At 73.3% G+C, this 18,678-nt stretch carries 21 protein-coding genes; 14 read left to right on the forward strand and 7 right to left on the reverse strand.

Annotation, left to right across the window (positions count from 1 at the left end; translation table 11 throughout):
• The first annotated feature begins 173 nt into the window (after positions 1 to 173).
• From AB0B97_RS30230 to AB0B97_RS30255, 6 genes are all read left to right on the forward strand, one after another.
• The gene (locus AB0B97_RS30230; RefSeq protein ID WP_030337387.1) at positions 174 to 362 is read left to right on the forward strand and encodes a hypothetical protein; all 189 of its coding nucleotides are present in this window, start codon (positions 174 to 176) and stop codon (positions 360 to 362) included.
• Positions 359 to 538, forward strand: a complete 180-nt coding sequence (locus AB0B97_RS30235; RefSeq protein ID WP_357498478.1) for a hypothetical protein — start codon at positions 359 to 361, stop codon at positions 536 to 538. Before AB0B97_RS30230 ends, AB0B97_RS30235 begins: the two co-directional genes overlap by 4 nt.
• A gap of 211 nt (positions 539 to 749) precedes the next feature.
• The gene (locus tag AB0B97_RS30240; RefSeq protein ID WP_234587981.1) at positions 750 to 938 is read left to right on the forward strand and encodes a hypothetical protein; all 189 of its coding nucleotides are present in this window, start codon (positions 750 to 752) and stop codon (positions 936 to 938) included.
• Between the two features lie 83 nt (positions 939 to 1,021).
• A complete protein-coding gene (locus AB0B97_RS30245) occupies positions 1,022 to 1,591 on the forward strand; it encodes a sigma-70 family RNA polymerase sigma factor (protein WP_357498480.1) in 570 nt (189 codons plus the stop codon).
• 18 nt (positions 1,592 to 1,609) lie between these two features.
• The gene (locus AB0B97_RS30250; protein WP_357498482.1) at positions 1,610 to 2,575 is read left to right on the forward strand and encodes a CU044_5270 family protein; all 966 of its coding nucleotides are present in this window, start codon (positions 1,610 to 1,612) and stop codon (positions 2,573 to 2,575) included.
• 84 nt (positions 2,576 to 2,659) lie between these two features.
• Positions 2,660 to 3,595: a DUF2332 domain-containing protein gene (locus AB0B97_RS30255; protein WP_357498484.1), complete on the forward strand. Its 936-nt coding sequence runs from the start codon at positions 2,660 to 2,662 to the stop codon at positions 3,593 to 3,595.
• Between the two features lie 9 nt (positions 3,596 to 3,604).
• On the opposite strand, the gene AB0B97_RS30260 is transcribed toward AB0B97_RS30255, so the two are convergent.
• Positions 3,605 to 4,540, reverse strand: a complete 936-nt coding sequence (locus tag AB0B97_RS30260) for a MerR family transcriptional regulator (protein WP_357498486.1) — start codon at positions 4,538 to 4,540, stop codon at positions 3,605 to 3,607.
• A 49-nt stretch (positions 4,541 to 4,589) separates the two neighbouring features.
• Positions 4,590 to 5,864 (reverse strand): MFS transporter, encoded by a 1,275-nt coding sequence (locus AB0B97_RS30265; RefSeq protein ID WP_357498488.1) that lies wholly within the window; start codon positions 5,862 to 5,864, stop codon positions 4,590 to 4,592.
• A 200-nt stretch (positions 5,865 to 6,064) separates the two neighbouring features.
• Between AB0B97_RS30265 and AB0B97_RS30270 the strand changes: the two genes are divergently transcribed.
• From AB0B97_RS30270 to AB0B97_RS30280, 3 genes are all read left to right on the forward strand, one after another.
• Positions 6,065 to 7,054, forward strand: coding sequence for an asparaginase (locus tag AB0B97_RS30270; protein WP_357498490.1), 990 nt, complete (start codon positions 6,065 to 6,067; stop codon positions 7,052 to 7,054).
• Between the two features lie 57 nt (positions 7,055 to 7,111).
• On the forward strand, positions 7,112 to 7,366 hold the full coding sequence (locus AB0B97_RS30275; protein WP_357498492.1) for a DUF5522 domain-containing protein: 255 nt from the start codon (positions 7,112 to 7,114) through the stop codon (positions 7,364 to 7,366).
• A gap of 89 nt (positions 7,367 to 7,455) precedes the next feature.
• Positions 7,456 to 8,004, forward strand: coding sequence for a hypothetical protein (locus tag AB0B97_RS30280; protein ID WP_357498494.1), 549 nt, complete (start codon positions 7,456 to 7,458; stop codon positions 8,002 to 8,004).
• Between the two features lie 19 nt (positions 8,005 to 8,023).
• Here the strand turns inward: AB0B97_RS30280 and AB0B97_RS30285 are convergent, their stop codons facing one another.
• Complete coding sequence (locus tag AB0B97_RS30285; RefSeq protein WP_234587967.1) at positions 8,024 to 8,713, reverse strand: metal-dependent transcriptional regulator; 690 nt, start codon at positions 8,711 to 8,713, stop codon at positions 8,024 to 8,026.
• Positions 8,714 to 8,813: 100 nt separating this feature from the next.
• Here AB0B97_RS30285 and AB0B97_RS30290 point away from each other — a divergent pair, with 100 nt between their 5' ends.
• Genes AB0B97_RS30290 through AB0B97_RS30300 form a run of 3 tightly spaced genes read left to right on the forward strand, consistent with a single transcriptional unit; the run spans position 8,814 to position 13,475 of the window.
• On the forward strand, positions 8,814 to 9,674 hold the full coding sequence (locus AB0B97_RS30290) for a sulfurtransferase (RefSeq protein ID WP_357498496.1): 861 nt from the start codon (positions 8,814 to 8,816) through the stop codon (positions 9,672 to 9,674).
• A gap of 48 nt (positions 9,675 to 9,722) precedes the next feature.
• A complete protein-coding gene (locus AB0B97_RS30295) occupies positions 9,723 to 10,904 on the forward strand; it encodes an acetoin utilization protein AcuC (RefSeq protein ID WP_357498498.1) in 1,182 nt (393 codons plus the stop codon).
• Positions 10,905 to 10,919: 15 nt separating this feature from the next.
• Positions 10,920 to 13,475 (forward strand): GNAT family N-acetyltransferase, encoded by a 2,556-nt coding sequence (locus AB0B97_RS30300; RefSeq protein WP_357498500.1) that lies wholly within the window; start codon positions 10,920 to 10,922, stop codon positions 13,473 to 13,475.
• Between the two features lie 10 nt (positions 13,476 to 13,485).
• Here the strand turns inward: AB0B97_RS30300 and AB0B97_RS30305 are convergent, their stop codons facing one another.
• Both AB0B97_RS30305 and sigB read right to left on the reverse strand, forming a co-directional pair.
• Positions 13,486 to 13,893, reverse strand: a complete 408-nt coding sequence (locus tag AB0B97_RS30305; protein ID WP_357498501.1) for a VOC family protein — start codon at positions 13,891 to 13,893, stop codon at positions 13,486 to 13,488.
• Between the two features lie 107 nt (positions 13,894 to 14,000).
• The gene (gene sigB / locus AB0B97_RS30310; protein WP_305076144.1) at positions 14,001 to 15,020 is read right to left on the reverse strand and encodes an RNA polymerase sigma factor SigB; all 1,020 of its coding nucleotides are present in this window, start codon (positions 15,018 to 15,020) and stop codon (positions 14,001 to 14,003) included.
• Positions 15,021 to 15,252: 232 nt separating this feature from the next.
• Between sigB and AB0B97_RS30315 the strand changes: the two genes are divergently transcribed.
• Positions 15,253 to 16,041 carry a sporulation protein gene (locus AB0B97_RS30315; RefSeq protein ID WP_357498625.1) on the forward strand — a complete coding sequence of 263 codons (789 nt, stop codon included), beginning with the start codon at positions 15,253 to 15,255 and terminating at the stop codon, positions 16,039 to 16,041.
• A 17-nt stretch (positions 16,042 to 16,058) separates the two neighbouring features.
• On the opposite strand, the gene dtd is transcribed toward AB0B97_RS30315, so the two are convergent.
• Both dtd and AB0B97_RS30325 read right to left on the reverse strand, forming a co-directional pair.
• Positions 16,059 to 16,481 carry a D-aminoacyl-tRNA deacylase gene (gene dtd, locus AB0B97_RS30320; protein ID WP_357498503.1) on the reverse strand — a complete coding sequence of 141 codons (423 nt, stop codon included), beginning with the start codon at positions 16,479 to 16,481 and terminating at the stop codon, positions 16,059 to 16,061.
• Between the two features lie 28 nt (positions 16,482 to 16,509).
• On the reverse strand, positions 16,510 to 17,994 hold the full coding sequence (locus AB0B97_RS30325; RefSeq protein ID WP_357498505.1) for a methyltransferase: 1,485 nt from the start codon (positions 17,992 to 17,994) through the stop codon (positions 16,510 to 16,512).
• A gap of 105 nt (positions 17,995 to 18,099) precedes the next feature.
• Here AB0B97_RS30325 and AB0B97_RS30330 point away from each other — a divergent pair, with 105 nt between their 5' ends.
• Complete coding sequence (locus AB0B97_RS30330) at positions 18,100 to 18,675, forward strand: HhH-GPD-type base excision DNA repair protein (protein ID WP_357498507.1); 576 nt, start codon at positions 18,100 to 18,102, stop codon at positions 18,673 to 18,675.
• The last annotated feature ends 3 nt before the right edge of the window (positions 18,676 to 18,678 follow it).

The raw sequence follows: 18,678 nt of genomic DNA on the forward strand, positions 1-18,678 counted from the left end.
TGAACAGGGCGGCCAACTCGCCAGGCCCGTACAAGCGCGGTCGCTTCACGACCTGAAAATAAGCGCGACATCTACTTGACTATTGGTACTTGCAGCTTGACAAGACATGGCCAAGTGGTGTGTGGTGAGGTGGTCACGCCAGGCGACGGCGCGACAACTCGCGTGGAGGTCGGGTGCCTAAGCACGTGCCGTACGACGACTACCTGCTGGCGGTGGCGCTGACCTTGGCGCGGCGGCATCGGCCGGTCTGGTCGTGGCAGCGGTGGCGGCGGATCTGCCGATGTGGGGCCGACCTGCCGTGCCGAGCCCGGCACCGCATCCCGATCCGGCGAGGCCACTGGCCAGGGGAGGAGCAGGAGTGACCGAGGATCAGGTCGGACGAATCTTGTCCGTGCACCTGCCCGGCGTTGACGGCCTCTGCGCCGGCCGTCGCTGGTGGTTGGCGCGGCTGTCCCCGTACTCCTGCTATCGGGCGGAACGGGCGGTCCGCTGGCACGCTCGGTCGGCCATCCGGCGCTTCCTGGATGGTCTGCCGTGACCACCCACGGCCCGGTCCTTCCGGTGTGGACCTGCGGCGGTTGCAGTGCCCCTTGGCCCTGCCGGACCCGACGCACGGAGCTTCGTGCCGAGTTCGAGGGCGCACCTGTGTCGTTGGCCCTCTACATGGGGTCCTACCTGGTGTGGGCGGCCGAGGACCTGACCTGGGTGCCCGCCGGGCTGCTGCACCGCCGCTTCTTGGGCTGGGTTCGGTGAGTCTGATCCGGCGGGGAGATGAGCGGTTCCACTACAGCGACAATTCGCACAAGTGGATCCCGCCGAACCCGGACTACGACCAGGAGGTCTGGGACGAGATGGTCCGGCAGCACCAGCTCCAGCACCTGGAGGAGATCTCCAACCGCAGAAAGCCGGCTCGATCACCTGATGCTGACGAGCTGTGAACGACTCGCTCTGATCGGAGTTCGGTAACACCCATGCTCCGACGAACGAAGAAGAGGTGTGAACGCGCGAGAGAGGACGGCCTGTGAATGAGCCGAGCCGAGCCGATGACGACATCTCCGGCATCGGAGTGGATCCGGCGGCCTTCGAGGTCTTCTACCGGCGGCACCTGGAGGCGGTGGGCCGGTTCGTGGCGCGGCGGGTCGACGACCCCCATCTCGCCGCCGACCTGACCGCCGACGTGTTCCTGGCGGTGATCGAGTCGGCGGCCGGCTACCGGCCGGACCGGGGTAGCCAGATCGGCTGGCTGTACGGGGTGGCCCGCAACGTCATCGGCGACGAGCGGCGTCGGGCGGCCCAACGACTGCGGGTGACCGGCCGACTGGCCGGACGACGGGACCTCGGCCCCGATGACATCGCCCGCATCGAGGAGCGGATAGACGCCGAGTCGGTGGCCCGCCGCACCCATCGCGCGCTGAGCGAGCTGCCCGAGGACACCCGGACGCTTGTCGAACTCGTCGCCGTGGACGGGCTCACCGTCGCTGAGGCGGCGACAGTGCTCGGGATGTCACCGGTCGCCGCCCGGGTCCGCCTGCACCGTGCCCGCCGGCTCGTCCGCGCCCTGCTCGCCCGCCCGGTCACCACCCTCGCCTGAGATGAGACGAAGCTGACGATGAACACGACTGAACGGTCGCCGCAGGGTTTCGAGGAGCAGCTTCTCAGGGACCTGAGCGCGCACGTCGCCCGACGGGCCGAGCTGGCGTCGGCGGGCCGTCCGGCCGGACGCCGTACCCGGTTCCCGCGCGGTTGGCGCCTCGCCGGAGCGGCCGGGCTGGCGGTCGCGCTGACCGCCGGTGGTCTGGCGGTCCAGACCATGAGGCTGGGCGATCAGTCGCCGCCCACGGCCAGTGCGTCGGAAATCTTCCACCTGGCGGCCGACGCCGCTCGGCAACAGCCGGAACTCACCGCCCGGCCCGAGCAGTACGTCTTCACGGAAACCCTGGCGACGATCCGGGACATGCCGGCCAGTGGCCCGTACCGGACCATCCGGAACCAACTGTGGCAGTCGGCCGGTGGAGTCGCCTACACGCAGGTGCGCTATCGACCGGAGAGCGACCCGAACGGGTGGAGCGAGCTCAGGGTGCTCCGCATCGATGATCCCGCCGATCCCGAGAAGGAACTCGACGCGTTCCAGCCGCCCGCGTACCACGGCGATCTGCCCACCGATCCGGACGAGCTGCTGCGCTACCTTCGGGCGCACCCGGTCGACCTGCATCTACCCGAAGGCGCCGACGAGGAGGCCGTCTACGGGGGCGAGAGCATGGCGTACACCACCGCGTGGTCGATGCTCGACGGATACGTGCCACCCCGAGCGCTCGCGGCGCTGTTCGAACTGCTGGCACGGCAACCCGGAGCGGTGGTCATCTCGGGTGACGTGGTGGACGCCGCCGGCCGCCATGGGGTGGCGATTCGGATGCCCGGGGTGATCGGTGGAAACCTGGACCTCATCTTCGATCGGGACTCCCACGTCTACCTCGGCACCCGCAACTCGTTGGTGCGTAACGGCAAGGAGTCCCTGTACAACACTGTCGCGCTACTGCGCGTCGCGATCGTCGACCGACCGGGCCAGCTGCCCTGAGTGGTGCCGGGATCGAGAAGGCCGGTGGGTCGGCGCACGAGCACGGGGCTGACCCACCGAACACTGGGCTGCGACGATGAGGGCATGACAACCGCAGAGGCGTACGTCGAGTTCGCGCGCCGCGAGGCACACGGGGTGTCGCCGACGTACGAGCGACTGTCCGACGCCGTCGCCCACGACGGCGTCCTGCTCGCCCTCCTCGACACGCTCCCGCCGGCCAAGCGTCAGCCGAATCTGCTGTTCGGCGTGGTCCGTTGGTTGGGCGGCCCGGTCGACGACCCGGCCACGTTCCACGACTTCACGATGGCGCACTGGCCGGCCGTCGAGGCGGAGATGCGGACCCGGTCCACCCAGACGAACGAGGCCGGCAGGTGCGCCGTCCTGCTGCCGGTGCTCGCCGCGCTGCCGCAGCCCCTCGCCCTGCTGGAGGTCGGGGCGTCCGCCGGCCTCTGCCTCTACCCCGACCGGTACGCCTACCGGTACGGCGAGCACCGGGTCGGCTCCGGCGAGCCGGTCCTGGAGTGCGCGGCCAGCGGGTTCGAGCCGCCGACCCGCGTACCTCGGGTGGTGTGGCGGGCTGGCCTGGACCTGAACCCGCTCGACGTGACCGACCCCGACGACGTGTCCTGGTTGGACGCCCTGATCTGGCCGGAGCACGGGCACCGGCGGGCCCGACTGCGCGCCGCCGCGGCGGTCGCTGCGGCCGACCCGCCGCTGCTGATCCGCGGCGACCTGGTGGACGACCTGCCGGCGCTGGCGGCGCGGGCGCCGACCGACGCGACGCTTGTCATCTTCCACACCTCGGTGCTCTACCAGGTGCCCGTCGCCCGTCGGGAGGCGTTCGTCCGGCTGGTGCGTGAGTTGCCGGGGCACTGGGTCGCGAACGAGGCCCCGGAGGTGCTGCCCTACGACGGGCTGCCCGACTCGCCGGACGCGGCGCTGCACAACGTCCTCGCGCTGGACGGGCGACCGCTGGCCTGGACCCGGGGGCACGGCCAGGCGATCACGTGGTTCGGGTGACACCCTGGCTCATGCGGCCGGTGCGGGTATCGGGGCGCGCAGGGCGCGGATGAACCAGTCCACGGCCGGCGTGACCGCGCCGCCACCCGACCAGCCGTTGATCACCGACAGCAGGTCGAGGTAACGGTCCCGGCGCGGGTCGTTGGCCAGAACCAGCCGGTCGAGCAACCGCTGGCGCAGGTCGGCGTCGTCGGGGAGGCCGTGCAGACGGGCGTACCGGCTGGTGACCGCCGCGACCACCGGCTCGGCCTCGGGGCCAGCCGGATCGAGGCCGGCGGCCAGGGCGGCCACCACCCCGTCCCGGACCACGGCGACGGCGTCCGGGCGGGGCAGCCCGGGCACGTCGTGGTCGGCGGCGTGCTGGCGAACGAGCCGCCGCATGCTCGCCCGAAAGGTCGGGTCCCGGCACAGGTCGGCCAGCTCCACCCACGCCCGCACCTGCTCGGTGGTCGGGTCGTCAGGCAGCTCGGGTGTCATCGAGACGAGCACACCCGGGTACGGCGCCGGGTCGCCGGTGAAGACGCTGTCCAGGAAGTCGTCCACCAGTTGCCGCCGTTCGTGGGCGGTGAGCCGGGCCAACCGGTGCAGGTCGTCCACCTCGGACGGTCCCGCCTCGCGCCTCGCCGCGACGGTCAGGACGGCCTGGCGCAGCCGCAGCACCCGGACCTGCACCGCCAGCGCCTCGGCGTGCGCGGCGGCCACCTCGTGCAGGGGCACCTCGCGGTCCACGACCCGACGGATGGAGGCCAGGTCCACGCCCAGGTCGCGCAACGTCCGGACCAGTTCGAGTCGCGCCACGGCGTCCGGGCCGAACTGGCGGTAGCCGGCCGGGCTCCGGTCGGTCGGCGGCACGATCCCGCTGTCGGCGTAGTACCGGATGGTCTTGACGCTCAGCCCGGTGCGTCGGGCCAGGTCGCCGATCGTGTAACGCTCGTCACCGCTCATGCCCCCACCCTGCGGTCTCCCTCCGCTGGAGACTCAAGCCGACGGGACTCTACGACGCAAGCGGCGGCGTGTCCCGCATCCGTCGCAGCGGCGAGCAGACCACGAACAGGCACGCCGCCCAGGTGCCCAGCACGCACACCCAGAGCGCGCCGCGCAGCCCCAGGGTGGTGCCGAGCGCCCCGCCGGTCAGCGCGCCGAGCGGGACCACCCCGAAGCAGATCCAGAGGAACGCGGCGTTGACCCGGCCGAGGATCGCCGGCGGGGTGATCCGCTGCCGGTACGACATCGCCGCGACGTTGAACAGCACCGCGTTGGCCGAGAACGCGGCCAGCCCGACGCCGTAGAGCAGCAGCCCCCAGCCGGGTCGGGCCAACGGCATCAGCAGATAGAACGGGCCCGGGACGGTCATCGCCAGCCAGATCACCCGGGCCGAGCCGAGCCAGGCCGACAGCCGGGCGGCCAGCACCCCCACCACCAGCCCGCCGACGGCGCTGACCGAGAAGACCAGACCCACCTGCACCGGCGCGGCGTGCAGCTCCCGCACCAGGAAGGTCACCTCGATCGAGGCGGACGCCATCACCCAGAAGTTCGACCACGTCGTGCAGGCCAGGATGCTGACCAGGATCGGCTGCCGCCGGATGAAGCCGAGCCCGTCGGTCAACTCCACCCGCAGGGGTACGCGGGGAGCCGGCTCGCGGCGCACCGGCGCCTCCCGGATCAGGATCAGCGTCAGCGCGCTGACCAGGAAGGCGAACCCGTTGGCCAGGAAAGTGCGGGCGGCGCCGACCAGCCCGATCAACGCGCCGCTGACCGTCGGACCGACGAGCTCGGCGGCGTCCTGGCTGATGGTCAGCTTGGCGTTGCCGTCCACCAGCAGGTCCGCCGGCACCAGCCGGGGCAGCAGGGTCTTGTACGCCACGGTGAACAGCACGGTGAGCACGCCACCGAGCCCGACCACCGCGTACAGGAAGGGCAGGGTGAGGTGGCCGACCAGGGCGGCCACCGGCAGGGACAGCAGGAGCGCGGCCCGACCCAGGTCGCACGCGATCATCAGCCGCCGCTGGTCGAGCCGGTCGGCGACGATGCCCGCCGGCAGCGAGAACAGCAGGTACGGCAGCCAGGCCAGGACGGTCAGCAGGGAGACCTGGAACACGCTGGCGTGCAGGGTGTCCGCGGCGAGCAGCGGCACCGCCACGTTGGCGATGCGGGTGCCCAGCTCGCTTACCGTCTGGCCGCCCCAGAGCAGCAGGAAGTTCCGGCTGCGCCACAGCGACGGGATGGCCCCCGCCTCGACCGCCGGGGACTGCTGCACCTGCTGACTCACCGTCGCCGCCTGTCCGTGCGGGTTAAGCGCCGCCGGCCGGCGGCCCGCGGACTCTATCCACAGCGCGAGCCGTCCGACACCGCATTTCCGCTGCCCCGGCCGTCGCCGCGCAACGCGGGCCGGGGCACTGCCGGCCGGACAAACGACCTGGGTACGGTCGTCGGGCCGTCCGGCGGCGGACGGCGAATGGAGGCTCGACCGTGTCCATCGCGCTCATCACCCTCGGCGGGACCATCGCGATGGGCGGGGTGGACGCCGGCCGTTCCGGCGTGGTCACCCGGCTCACCGGCGCGGACCTCACCGCCGCCGTCCCGGGGCTGGCGGATCTGGGCGTGCCCGTGGACGTGCGGGACACCCACGCGGTGCCGAGCGCACACCTCACCGCGCGGCAACTGCTCGCCGTGGTCGACGAGGCGTCCCGGGCGGTGTCCGCTGGCGCGACAGGTGTCGTGGTCACCCAGGGCACCGACACCCTCGAGGAGACGGCGTTCCTGGCCGACCTCATCTGGCCGCACGCCGCCCCGCTGGTCTTCACCGGCGCGATGCGCAACCCCACCCTGGCCGGCGCGGACGGGCCGGCGAACCTGCTCGCGGCGCTGCGGGTGGCCGCCGCGCCGGACACCCGAGACCTGGGCGTGCTGGTCGCCGTCAACGACGAGGTGCACGCCGCGCGGTGGCTGCGCAAGACCCACAGCACCAGCACCGCCACGTTCACCTCGCCCAACACCGGCCCGCTGGGCCAGGTCATCGAGGGGGAGGTGCGGGTGCTGACCCGCCCGGTGCGCCACGAGCCGTTGCCGCCCGTCGACCCGGACCGGCTCGACGCGACCCGGGTGGCGCTGTACGTGGTCACCCTGGACGACGACGGCGCGCTCCTGCACGGCCTCGCGGACACCCACCACGGCCTGGTGGTCGCGGGGTTCGGGGTCGGGCACGTGCCCGCGACGCTGGTTCCGGTGCTCGGCGATCTCGCCAACCGGATCCCGGTGGTGCTCACCAGCCGCAGCGGCGCCGGCTCGGTGCTGCGCCACACGTACGGGGCGGTCGGCTCGGAGACCGACCTGCAACGGCGGGGACTGCGTAACGGCGGTTTGCTCGACCCGTACAAGGCGCGGGTGCTGCTGCGGCTGCTGCTGGCCGCCGGCGCGGACTCCGACGAGCTGACCGCCGCCCTGGCCCGGCACGGTTGAGTCGCCGTCGTCGGGGCGCCTCTAGACTGCTGCGGGTGACCCGGAAGGACCCTGCTGGTGACCGGTGAGCGACGACCCCTGGCGGATCGACCGCTCACCGAGCCGCACCCGTCCCGGCTGCCGCCCGGGCACCCCGGGCGGGCCCGGATCCTCGCCGCGCACGCCGCCGCGCTGGCCGCCGACGAAGCCGGTTACCTCGACCCGGCGACAGGGCTCTTCGTGCTCAGCGCCGGCTTCCTCGCTCGCCGCGGCACGTGCTGCGGCCGGGGCTGCCGCCACTGCCCGTACGTGGACGATCCACCCTCGGAATGAGGACTTCCGCCCGACCCGGACACCCCGTACGGTGTCCGACGGACATCCGGCGGGGCCACTTCCGCCGTCGGTCGGCGAGAGGGTGGAGCGTGCGCGGGCGGATCGTGGTCGCCGGGCTGGCGGGCCTGCTGGTGAGCGGCTGTGCCGCCGAGGCCGAGCCGGTGGCGGTGCCGCCGCAGGCGCCGGTCGCCCTGGACGTGTCGGCGGCCTCCTCGGGGGGCGCCTGCCGGCTGCTGGACTTCGCGGTGATCGAGCAGCTCGTCAAGGTGCGCTTCGACGTGGCGGCGGCCAGCGAGCGGGGTGACACGCACACGTGCGTGGTCCGGGCCGAGCGCGCGGCGCTGCCGGAGCTGATGCTCAGTGTGTCCGAGACCACCATCGACAAGACCACCTTCGGCACGGACGTGGTGCCCGACAAGGCGGCGAAGGTCACCGGACTGGGTCAGCAGGCGTACCGGCGTACCACCGCCGCGGCCGGCGGGCACGGCCCGGTCGCGGAGGTCGGCTGGCTGGCCGCCGACGGTCGCCTCGCCACGCTGACCTGGACCGGCGCCCGTGCCGCCGACCGCGCGGCCGCCGACAAGCTGGCCGGGGACCTGGTCGGGCTGGCGAAGAAGGTGGACACCCGGGCGCTGTGACGCCCGGGTGTGCGGCCGATCAGTTGGCGGCGACGAAGACCCGGGAGGCGACCTCGCGAGGCAGCCGCACCCGGTCACCGGAGCGGTCGATCGACACCCCGTCGCGCTCCTGAGCCACGGTCACCGTGGCGCCGGGATCGACGCCAGCGGCGTGCAACTGGCGCAGCACGTCGGAGTCGGTCTGCACGCTCTCGCAGATCCGGCGGACCACTACCGGCCCGGACAGCCCGGGGAAGGCCAGGTTGCGCTCACCCTCGCCCGGCTCGCTGGCCGGAGCCTCGGGGGAGCCCAGCTCCTCCAGGCCCGGAATCGGGTTGCCGTACGGCGAGCGGGTCGGCCGGTTGAGCAGGTCGTACACCCGCTTCTCGACGGCGTCGCTCATCACGTGCTCCCAACGGCAGGCCTCCTCGTGGGCCTCCTCGTAGGGCATCCCGATGACGTTGACCAACAGCAGTTCGGCGAGGCGGTGCTTGCGCATCACGGAGACGGCGCTGCCCCGGCCGAGCGGGGTGAGCGTCAGGTGCCGGTCGCCCTCGACGGTGAGCAGGCCGTCGCGCTCCATCCGGGCCACGGTCTGGCTGACGGTGGGGCCGCTCTGCTTGAGGCGCTCGGCGATCCGGGCACGCAGGGGCGGCACCCCCTCCTCCTCCAGCTCGAGGATGGTGCGCAGGTACATCTCGGTCGTGTCGACCAGATCGTGAGACTTCATAAGGTATGCGGCCCTCCGATGCACGATGCTACCCTGCCGCGCGGCGAGCGACCGCTGCCGAATCGCGTGGTGGTGACCCGGATGGTGTTGGATGGTCGGCATGTCCGGTACCGAGGAACTGCTCGTCGAGGTGGACCGGCTCGCCGTCGAGCTCGACGACGCCGACCCGCCCACCCTCCTCGACGTCCGCTGGCGGCTCACCGGCCCGCCCGGTCGCGACGACTACCTGGCCGGCCACCTGCCCGGCGCGGTCTTCGTCGACCTGGACACCGCGCTGTGCGGGCCGCCCGGGGCCGGCGGCCGGCACCCGCTGCCCAACCCGGGCGCGCTACAGGCCGCGCTGCGGACCGCCGGCGTCCGCGCCGGTCACCCAGTTGTGGTGTACGACGGCGGCGACGGCCTGGCCGCCGCGCGGGCCTGGTGGACCTTGCGCTGGGCCGGGCACCGGCCGGTGCGACTGCTGCACGGGGGCTTCCCGGCCTGGGTGGCCGCCGGACGACAGGTCTCGACCACCGCGCCCGCCCCGGCCGACGGTGACGTCGAGGTGCGCCCCGGTGACCTTCCGGTGCTGGACGCCGGGCAGGCCGCCGCGCTGGCGTCCGCCGACGACGCAGTGCTGCTCGACGTGCGCGCGGCACCCCGCTACGCGGGCGAGGTCGAGCCGATCGATCCGGTCGCCGGTCATGTGCCCGGCGCTGCCAACCTGCCCGCCGGCGAGTACGTGGGCGCCGACGGGCGTTTTCCGGCCGTCGACGTGCTGCGCGAGCGGTTCGCCGCGGTCGGCGCGACCGGGGCGCGGGCGGTCGGGGCGTACTGCGGCTCCGGGGTGACCGCCGCGCAGGCGGTCCTCGCGCTGCACCTGGCCGGCCGCACGGACGCCGCGCTCTACGTGGGTTCGTGGAGCAACTGGGTGGCCGACCCGGCCCGCCCGGTCGCGGCCGGGCCGACACCCGGCCGCTGACCAGCGCGTGCGGTGGGCCGACGACGGTCCTCGTGCGACGATGGGCTCATGTCCGACGACACGGTAGTGGTGTGGGACCCCTCGCTGCTCGCCTATGACATGGGCGACCATCCGCTCGACCCGGTGAGGGTGGAGCTGACCGTCGCGCTCGCCCGGGAGCTGGGCGTTCTGGAGCGTCAGGGGGTGCGCGTCGTCAAGCCGGAGCCCGCCGACGACGCGGCGCTCACCCGCGTGCACGACCCGGCCTACCTGGCCGCCGTGCGTGCCGCCCCACGTGATCCACTCTTCGCCGGGTACGGCCTGGGCACCTCCGACAACCCGGTCTTCGAGGGGATGCACGAGTCCAGTGCGCTGATCGCCGGGGCGACGCTGGCCGCGGCCGAGGCGGTCTGGCGCGGTGACGCGCGTCGGGCGGTGAACGTGGCAGGTGGCCTGCACCACGCGATGCCCGCCCGCGCGTCCGGCTTCTGTGTCTACAACGACCCCGCGGTGGCCATCGCCCGACTGCTCGATCTGGGCGCCGAGCGGATCGCCTACGTGGATGTGGACGTGCACCACGGCGACGGGGTGCAGGACATCTTCTGGGACGACCCGAGGGTGCTCACGGTCAGCCTGCACGAGACGCCGCTCGCGCTCTTTCCGGGCACCGGTTTTCCGGACGAGACCGGCGGGCCGGGCGCGCAGGGCACCGCGGTGAACATGCCGCTGCCGCCGGGCGTCGACGACACCGGCTGGCAGCGGGCGTTCCACGCGATCGTGCCGTCGGTGCTGCGCGCGTTCCGGCCGCAGGTGCTGGTGAGTCAGTGCGGCGCGGACGGGCACCGGCTGGATCCGCTGGCCGACCTGAACCTGACGGTGGACGGGCAGCGCGCCACCTACCTGGCGTTGCGGGCGCTCGCCGACGAGCTGTGCGAGGGCCGCTGGGTGGCCACCGGCGGCGGCGGGTACGCGCTGGTCGAGGTCGTGCCCCGAGCCTGGACCCACCTGTTGGCGGTGGCGACCGGCGCTCCGATCGACCCGGCGACGCTCACCCCGCCGGGCTGGCGTGAGCTGGCCGCGGCCCGTCGGCCGGGTCGGGAGATTCCGCTGCGGATGACCGACGACGCGGACCCGTCGTACGAGCCGTGGCAGCCGACGGGCGAGCCGAACGCGGTGGACCGGGCGATCGCGGCGACCCGTAAGACCGTCTTCCCGCTGCTCGGGCTCGACCCGTACGACCCGCGGGACTGAGCCGGGCCGTTTCCTGTGACGACCGTGGACCAGCCGGTGGACGTGCTGCTCAGCGACGGCAGCACCGTCCAGTTGCGACCGATCAGCCCGGACGACGCGCCGGCCGTCGTGGCGATGCACAGCCGGTTCTCCGAGCGCACCCGCTACCTGCGCTACTTCTCGCCGTACCCGCGCATCCCGGAGCGGGATCTGGTCCGGTTCGTCACTGTGGACCACCACGACCGGGAGGCGTTCGTGGTGCTGGCCGGGGACCGGCTCGTCGCCGTCGGCAGGTACGAGCGGCTCGGTCCGCAGGCGCCGGAGGCGGAGGTCGCCTTCGTGGTCGAGGACGCCTTCCAGGGCCGGGGCATCGGCTCGGTGCTGATGGAGCATCTGGCGGACGCCGCGCGGCGTAACGGCATCATGAGTTTCGTCGCCGAGGTGCTGCCGGCCAACGGGACGATGCTGCGGGTCTTCTCCGACTTCGGCTACCAGGTCCAGCGCGCGTACGCCGACGGCGTGGTGCACCTGAGCTTCCCGATCGCCCCGACGGAGGCGACCCTGGAGGTGCAGCGCGGCCGGGAGCACCGCACCGAGGCCCGCTCGATCGCCCGGCTGCTCGCCCCGCGAGGCATCGCCGTATACGGCGCGAGCGCCACCGGCCAGGGCGTCGGCGCGGCAGTGCTCGGGCATCTGCGGGACGGCGGGTTCACCGGCGCGGTGGTGCCGGTGCACCCGAGCGCGTCGACGGTGGGGGGCCTGCCCGCGTACCCCTCGGTGGTCGACGCCGGGGTGGCGGTGGATCTGGCGGTGGTGGCGGTCCCGCCGGAGGCGGCGACCGCGGTGGTCGCCGACGCAGCCGCCGCCGGGGTGCACGGCCTGGTCGTGATCTCGGCCGGCTTCGCCGAGGCCGGCGGTGAGGGCGCGGCCACGCAACGTGCGCTGGTCCGCGCGGCGCACGCGGCGGGGATGCGCGTGGTCGGCCCGAACTGCCTGGGCGTGGCCAACACCGACCCGGCGGTACGCCTCAACGCCACCCTCGCCCCGGCGCTGCCGCCGGCCGGTCGGGTGGGCATCTTCAGCCAGTCCGGCGCGTTCGGGGTGGCGCTGCTCGCCGAGGCGGACCGGCGGGGCCTCGGGCTGTCCAGCTTCGTGTCGGCCGGCAACCGGGCCGACGTGTCGGGCAACGACCTGCTGCAGTACTGGCAGGACGACCCGGGCACCGACGTGATCATGTTGTACCTGGAGACGTTCGGGAACCCGCGCAAGTTCGCCCGGCTGGCCCGGCGGATCGGCCGGGCGAAACCGGTGGTGGCGCTCGCCTCACCGGCCCGCCCGCCCGGGGTGGGCGACTCGGCCGGCCCGGACGAGGTGGCGGTGGCCGCGCTCTTCGCCCAGTCCGGGGTGATCCGGGTGGACACCGTGCCGGAGCTGCTCGACGTGGGGGTGTTGCTGGCCAACCAGCCGCTGCCGGCCGGCGGCCGGGTCGGCGTGGTCGGCAACTCGTCGGCGTTGACCGGCCTGGCCGCCACGGCGTGCGTCGGGCAGGGCCTGACCGTCGCCGACGGCTACCCGCGGGACGTCGCACCGAGCGCCGGCGCCGACGAGTTCGCCGCCGCCCTCGCCGAGACGGCCGCCGACGACGGGGTGGACGCACTCGTCGTGGTCTTCGCCCCGCCGCTGCCCGGCCAGCGCACCGAGGTGGACGCCGATGTCACCGCCGCGTTGCCGGCCGCCCTCGCCCTGGGCAAGCCGACCGTGGCGACGTTCCTCGTCGGTCGGTTGCCCGCCGGGGTGCCCGCGTACGGCGGCGTGGAGGAGGCCGTCCGGGCGCTCGCCCGGGTGCACCGGTACGCCGAGTGGCTGCGTCGCCCGCCCGGGGTCGCGCCCGAGCTGCCCGGGATCGACCGGGACGCCGCGGCGGCCGCGCTGCGCGCCGACGGCACCGACGTCGAGGCGCTGCTGGCCGCGTACGGCATCGAGACCGTCGCGTCGGTGCCCGTGGCCTCGGTCGACGCGGCTGTCGACGCGGCGACGCGGGTGGGTTTCCCGGTGGCGCTCAAGGCCGCCGCCGCGGGGCTGCGGCACCGGCTCGACCTGGGCGCCGTCCGCCTCGATCTGCCCGACGAGGCGAGCGTCCGCCGCGCGTACGCCGACATGGCCGCCGGCTTCGGCGCGGACGTGCTGGTGCAGCCGATGGTCCCGCCCGGTGTGGCCTGCGTGGTGGAGTTGGTGGAGGATCCGGCGTTCGGGCCGGTGGTCGGCTTCGGTCTCGGCGGGGTCGCCACCGAGCTGCTGGGCGATCGGGCCTGGCGGGCGGTGCCGCTGACAAACACCGACGCCGCCGAGCTGGTCGACGAACCTCGGGCGGCTCCGCTGTTGCGGGGGCACCGGGGCGCGGCGCCGGTGGACCGGGCGGCCCTGGCCGACCTGCTGCTGCGGGTCGGTCAGCTGGCCGACGAGCAGCCCCGGGTGCGCTCGGTGACCCTCAACCCGGTGCTCGCCCGCCCGGACGGCATCTCGGTCCTGCACGCCCAGGTGCGGGTGGGCGGCGTGGCCGCCCGTCCGGACACCGGCCCCCGGCGTCTCTGAGCGCGGCAGCTCAGGCGCGGCTGGAGATCTGCTGGACGGCCCAGGCGTTGCCGTCCGGGTCGGTGAAGAAGACGAAGCCGACGTTGTCCAGCGGGTCCGGCACCGGGCGCGGGTTCTGGCCCACCACCTGGATGTCGCTGACCTCCACGCCACGGGCGACCAGCTCCGCGTGGGCCCGCAACAGGTCGGGCACCACCAGTTGCAGGCCCCTCAGCGAGCCTGGCGGCATCTCCGGGACCACGCCCTTGCCGATCACGATCGAGCAGCCGGAGCCGGGCGGGGTCAACTGCACGATGCGGGCGTCGTCGCTGATCACCGTGTCGTGGTCGACGGCGAACCCGAGCTGGTCGGCGTAGAACGTCTTCGCCCGGTCCAGGTCGGAGACCGGCACGATCACCACTTCCAACGTCCAGTTCACGGCACTCTCCTCGCTCGTCGCGGAGTCGGTCGGCGCCACAGTCAAGCACCTCGACAGCGGGCAGGGCCCCGGCGAACCGCCGGGGCCCTGCCTTCCCATCCGGTGCGTCAGCAGGCGTACGCCTCCAGGCGCTGCGCCCGCTCCGGAGCGCGCAGCTTCAGCAACGTCACCTTCTCGATCTGCCGGATCCGCTCACGGGACAGGCCGAACTCGCGGCCGACCTCGTCCAGGGTGCGCTGCCGGCCGTCGTCCAGCCCGAACCGGAGCCGGATGACCGCCTGCTCCCGCTGCGACAGCGTGGCGAGCACGATGCTCACCTCGTTGCGCAGTTCGCCCTGCGCGGCGCCCTCGCCCGGGTCGGTGCGCGGGTCCACCGACGCCACGAAGTCACCGAGTGCGCTCTCGCCGTCGTCGCCGACGGTCTGGTCCAGGCTGACCGGCTCGCGGTCGTACGAGATCAGCTCGATGACCTGGAACTCGGGGATGTCCAGGGCCCGGGCGACCTCGGCGACTCCTGGCTCGCGACCCAGCGTCACCGCCAACTCCCGGCGGGCCCGGACCATCCGGTTGACCTGCTCGACCATGTGCACGGGGATGCGGATGGTGCGGGCCTGGTCGGCCATGGCACGGGTGATCGCCTGCCGGATCCACCAGGTGGCGTACGTGGAGAACTTGTAACCCTTGGCGTAGTCGAACTTCTCCACCGCCCGGATGAGGCCGAGGTTGCCCTCCTGGATCAGGTCGAGGAAGGCCATCCCGCGTCCGGTGTAGCGCTTGGCGATGCTGACCACCAGCCGCAGGTTCGCCTCCAGCAGGTGGTCCTTGGCGGCGCGGCCCTCGGCGACGATCAGCTCCAGGTCGGCCCGGAGCTCCTCGGAGACCGGGGTGCAGGTGGCGAGCTTCTCGTCGGCGAACAGGCCGGCCTCGATCCGCCGGGCCAGGTCGACCTCCTGCGCCGCGGTCAGCAGCTTGGTCCGGCCGATCCCGTTCAGGTACGCCCGGACCAGGTCGGTGGAGATGCCGCGCTCGTCGGTGGCGTCCAGGTCGGTGAGGGCCTCGGCGGACCCGTTGGTCTCGGTGCTGGTGGCTGCCGGGCGCGTCCGGTGTTCCGTCATCTGCAGGACCATCTCTGTCTCTCCCCGTTTCCACGTCTGTGCCGTGTCTCCGGCCCAGTGGTGCCGGTGTGAGACACAGCTTGGCGGGCGGGGCGTAAAACGGGAGTGAGGCGATCGGGCACCCGACAGGAATCCGGCCAGATCGTTGCCGCGGTGTGTCATCCCGGCGGTTGCGGACCCGGCCCGGCTACGTTGCGGACGGTCGGCCGCCCCGGGTCGGCGTGGTCCGACGATGGAGGACGGTGTGGTCTTCAGGCGGCTCATGAAGGCGATGGGGGTCGGCGGCCCCTCGATCGAGACGGTGCTCGCCGACCCGGACTGCCGCCCCGGCGGGCAGCTGGAGGGCCACATCCACGTGCTCGGCGGCGACCACCAGGTCGACATCGACCACGTCACGCTCGGCCTCGTCACCCGGGTCGAGGTGGAGAGCGGCGACAACGACTACGACACCACCCAGGAGTTCCACCGCCAGCGGGTCACCGGTGCGTTCCGGCTGGAGCCGGGGCAGCGCCACGACCTCCCGTTCCGGTTCGACGTGCCCTGGGAGACACCCGTCACCGAGCTGTACGGGCAGCACCTGCACGGCATGACGATGGGCCTGCGGACCGAGCTGGAGGTCGCCCGCGCCGTCGACACGAGCGACCTGGACGCCGTGTCGGTGCACCCGCTGCCCGCGCAGGAGCGGCTGCTGGAGGCGTTGCTGCGCCTCGGCTTCCGGTTCGCGCGGGCGGACGTGGAGCGTGGGCACCTCTACGGCGTACGGCAGACGTTGCCGTTCTACCAGGAGATCGAGTTCAACCCGGCACCGCAGTACGCCCGCTCGATCAACCAGTTGGAGGTCACCTTCATCGCCGACGCGCGGCAGATGCAGGTGGTGCTGGAGGTCGACAAGCGCGGCGGCGTCTTCACCGAGGGCCGGGACACCTTCGGCCGGTTCACTGTCGAGCACGCCACCGCCGACGACACCGACTGGACCGTCGAACTGGACACCTGGCTCCGCCAGTCCCTGACCCGCCGAGGCCTCTTCTCCTGACCTCTACAGGGGCGGGGTCAGAGGTCCAAAAGGAGGGTCTGGGGGCCGATGTTGAGGCTCTCCACCAGCATGTGGGCGCGGAAGCGACCCGTCTCGACGGTGGCTCCTCGTTGGCGTAGGGCGTCGACCACAGCTGTCACCAGGGGTTCGGCCACCTCGGCGGGGGCCGCCGCGGTCCAGCTTGGACGGCGGCCCTTGCGGGCTTCGCCGTAGAGGGTGAACTGGCTGACCAGCAGGATCGGCGCGTCGGTGTCGGCGGCGGACCGTTCACCGTCCAGGATGCGTAGCTCGTGGACCTTGCGGGCCATCGTCTGAGCGGTCTCCGCCGTGTCGGTGTGCGTCACCCCGAGCAGCACCAGCAGGCCGTTCTCGATCGCGCCGACCACCTCGCCATCGACGGTCACGCTGGCCCGCCCGACGGTCTGCACCACCGCCCGCATCAGCGCGCCACCGCGCACATCGTCCGCATCACCCGGTCACCGGCTCGATGAAGCCGCGCTCCACCAGGTGCGCGACGATCGGGCCGGCGGCCTCGGCCATCTCCGCGGGTTCGACGTCGTGGGCCGCCGCGAGCAGGGCGAGCTGGTCGCGCAGCGGCAGCCGGCCGTCGGCCCCACCGACCAGGGCCAGCACCAGCGGGTCGATCTCCTCGGTCCAGCGCAGGCCGTTCGGCATCGCGAGCACCTGCCGGTCCACCGCCCAGCCCTCGTCGCCCATGGTGGCCTCCTGGCGCAGCTGAAGGCCGTCGGTGGCCCGGTAGCGCTCGGCGAGCAGCGCCTCGGTGCCGCGTACCCGCAGGAAGTCCTGGCGGTCGAACCAGCCGCCGATCTGGTCGCCCAGCGGTGGCTGGACCCGCTGACGCAGGTCCTCCACGCGGACCACCGGGTCGGCGTGCCCGCCTTGGCGCAGCGACACGATGCCGAAGCCGATCGCCTCGATCTTGTGCGCGTCGAACCAGTCCAGCCAGACGGCGGCCCGCTGCGGGTCGGCGCCCTCGCCGACGTCGGTGAGCCACAGGTCGACGTACGCCATCGGGTCGGCCACCTCGCGCTGGATCACCCAGGCGTCCAGGCCGGTGCCGGCGAACCAACCGGCCACCCGCTCGTCCCACTCCTCGCCGGCGACGTGCACCCAGTTCGCCAGGTACTGCATGGTGCCGCCCTCGGTGAGCAGGCCGGGGGCTGCGGTGGCCAGCTCGGCGGCGATCGCGTCACCCACCCGCCCCGAGTCGCGGTAGACGTGCGTGGTGGTGCCGGGGCCGACGACGAACGGTGGGTTGCTCACCACCAGGTCGAAGCGGCGGCCGGCCACCGGTGCGACCAGGTCGCCCCGCAGCAGCTCCCAGTCCTGGCCGTTGAGGGCGGCGGTGGTCGCGGCGAAGCGCAGAGCCCGCTCGGAGAGGTCCGTGGCGGTCACCGTGTCGGCGTGGGTGGCCAGGTGCAGGGCCTGGACGCCGGAGCCGGTGCCGAGGTCCAGCGCGCTGCCCACCTGCCGGCGTACGGTCGCGCCGATCAGGGTCTGGGTGGCGCCGCCGATGCCCAGCACGTGCTCGGCGTGCAGCGGGCGACCCGGTCGGGCGCTGGCCGGCACGTCGGCGAGCACCCACCAGTCGTCGCCGTACGGCTCCAGGTCGACGCCGGCACGCAGGCCGTCGCCGTACCGCTCGACCAGCCCACCCGCGATCGCCTCCGCGAGGCTGAGCGGTGCCAGGGCGGTGGCCACCGCGCTCTCCGGCTCGGTCTGGTCGCAGATGAACACCCGGATCAGGGTGCCGAGCGGATCGCCGTCCTCGGTGGCGCGCAGCGCGGCCCGGTAGTCGTTGCGGGAGACCGCAGCGGTGGCCTGCGCGCCCAGCCGCTCGGCGATGCCGTGGCTGGTGAACCCCGTCCGGGTGAGCGCGGTCCGCAGCGCGTCGACGCCGGCGGGGGAGAGCAGCATGTCGTGTTGGTCCACGCTCTCATCCTGCCGGTCGCCCCGTCCCGCGTCGGCAGCACCCGCCGGACGACTGCCGGAGCGTCGGCGACCGCCCGGTTCCGCGCGCCAGGCAAGATGGCAGGTATGACGCTCGTGCTGCCCATCGCCCCGGAGGCCAACCGGCTGCTGGAGCGCAGTCCGCTGGCCCTGCTCATCGGCATGACCCTGGACCAGCAGGTGCCGATGGAGAAGGCGTTCTCCTCGCCGTACGTCCTCACCCAGCGGCTCGGCCGCGACCTGGACGCGGCGGAGCTGGCCGGCTACGACCCGCAGGCCCTGGTCGCGCTCTTCGCCACCCCGCCCGCGCTGCACCGGTTCCCGAAGGCGATGGCCGCCCGGGTGCAGGAGGTCTGCCAGGCGCTCGTGGAGCGCTACGACGGCGACGCCGCGCTGCTGTGGGCCGACGTCGCCGACGGGCCGGAGCTGCTGCGGCGGGTGGCCGGGCTGCCCGGCTTCGGCAAGCAGAAGGCGCAGATCTTCGTGGCCCTGCTCGGCAAGCGGTTCGGGGTGACCCCGCAGGACTGGCGGGAGGCTGCCGGCGGGTACGGCGATCCCGGCGCGTACCGGTCGGTGGCCGACGTCACCGACGCCGATTCGCTGCGCCGGGTGCGGGAGTACAAGCAGCAGATGAAGGCGGCGGCGAAGGCTGCCCAGGGCTGACGC

The sequence above is a fragment of the Micromonospora sp. NPDC049004 genome (assembly GCF_040649315.1).
Lineage (GTDB): Bacteria > Actinomycetota > Actinomycetes > Mycobacteriales > Micromonosporaceae > Micromonospora.

Excerpts from the sequence above, each read along its gene's own strand:
- AB0B97_RS30250 (WP_357498482.1), top strand. The coding sequence starts at position 1,610 with ATGAACACGACTGAACGGTCGCCGCAGGGTTTCGAGGAGCAGCTTCTC.
- AB0B97_RS30255 (WP_357498484.1), top strand. The coding sequence starts at position 2,660 with ATGACAACCGCAGAGGCGTACGTCGAGTTCGCGCGCCGCGAGGCACAC.
- AB0B97_RS30260 (WP_357498486.1), bottom strand. The coding sequence starts at position 4,540 with ATGAGCGGTGACGAGCGTTACACGATCGGCGACCTGGCCCGACGCACC.
- AB0B97_RS30285 (WP_234587967.1), bottom strand. The coding sequence starts at position 8,713 with ATGAAGTCTCACGATCTGGTCGACACGACCGAGATGTACCTGCGCACC.
- AB0B97_RS30290 (WP_357498496.1), top strand. The coding sequence starts at position 8,814 with ATGTCCGGTACCGAGGAACTGCTCGTCGAGGTGGACCGGCTCGCCGTC.
- AB0B97_RS30295 (WP_357498498.1), top strand. The coding sequence starts at position 9,723 with ATGTCCGACGACACGGTAGTGGTGTGGGACCCCTCGCTGCTCGCCTAT.
- sigB (WP_305076144.1), bottom strand. The coding sequence starts at position 15,020 with ATGGTCCTGCAGATGACGGAACACCGGACGCGCCCGGCAGCCACCAGC.
- dtd (WP_357498503.1), bottom strand. The coding sequence starts at position 16,481 with ATGCGGGCGGTGGTGCAGACCGTCGGGCGGGCCAGCGTGACCGTCGAT.
- AB0B97_RS30330 (WP_357498507.1), top strand. The coding sequence starts at position 18,100 with ATGACGCTCGTGCTGCCCATCGCCCCGGAGGCCAACCGGCTGCTGGAG.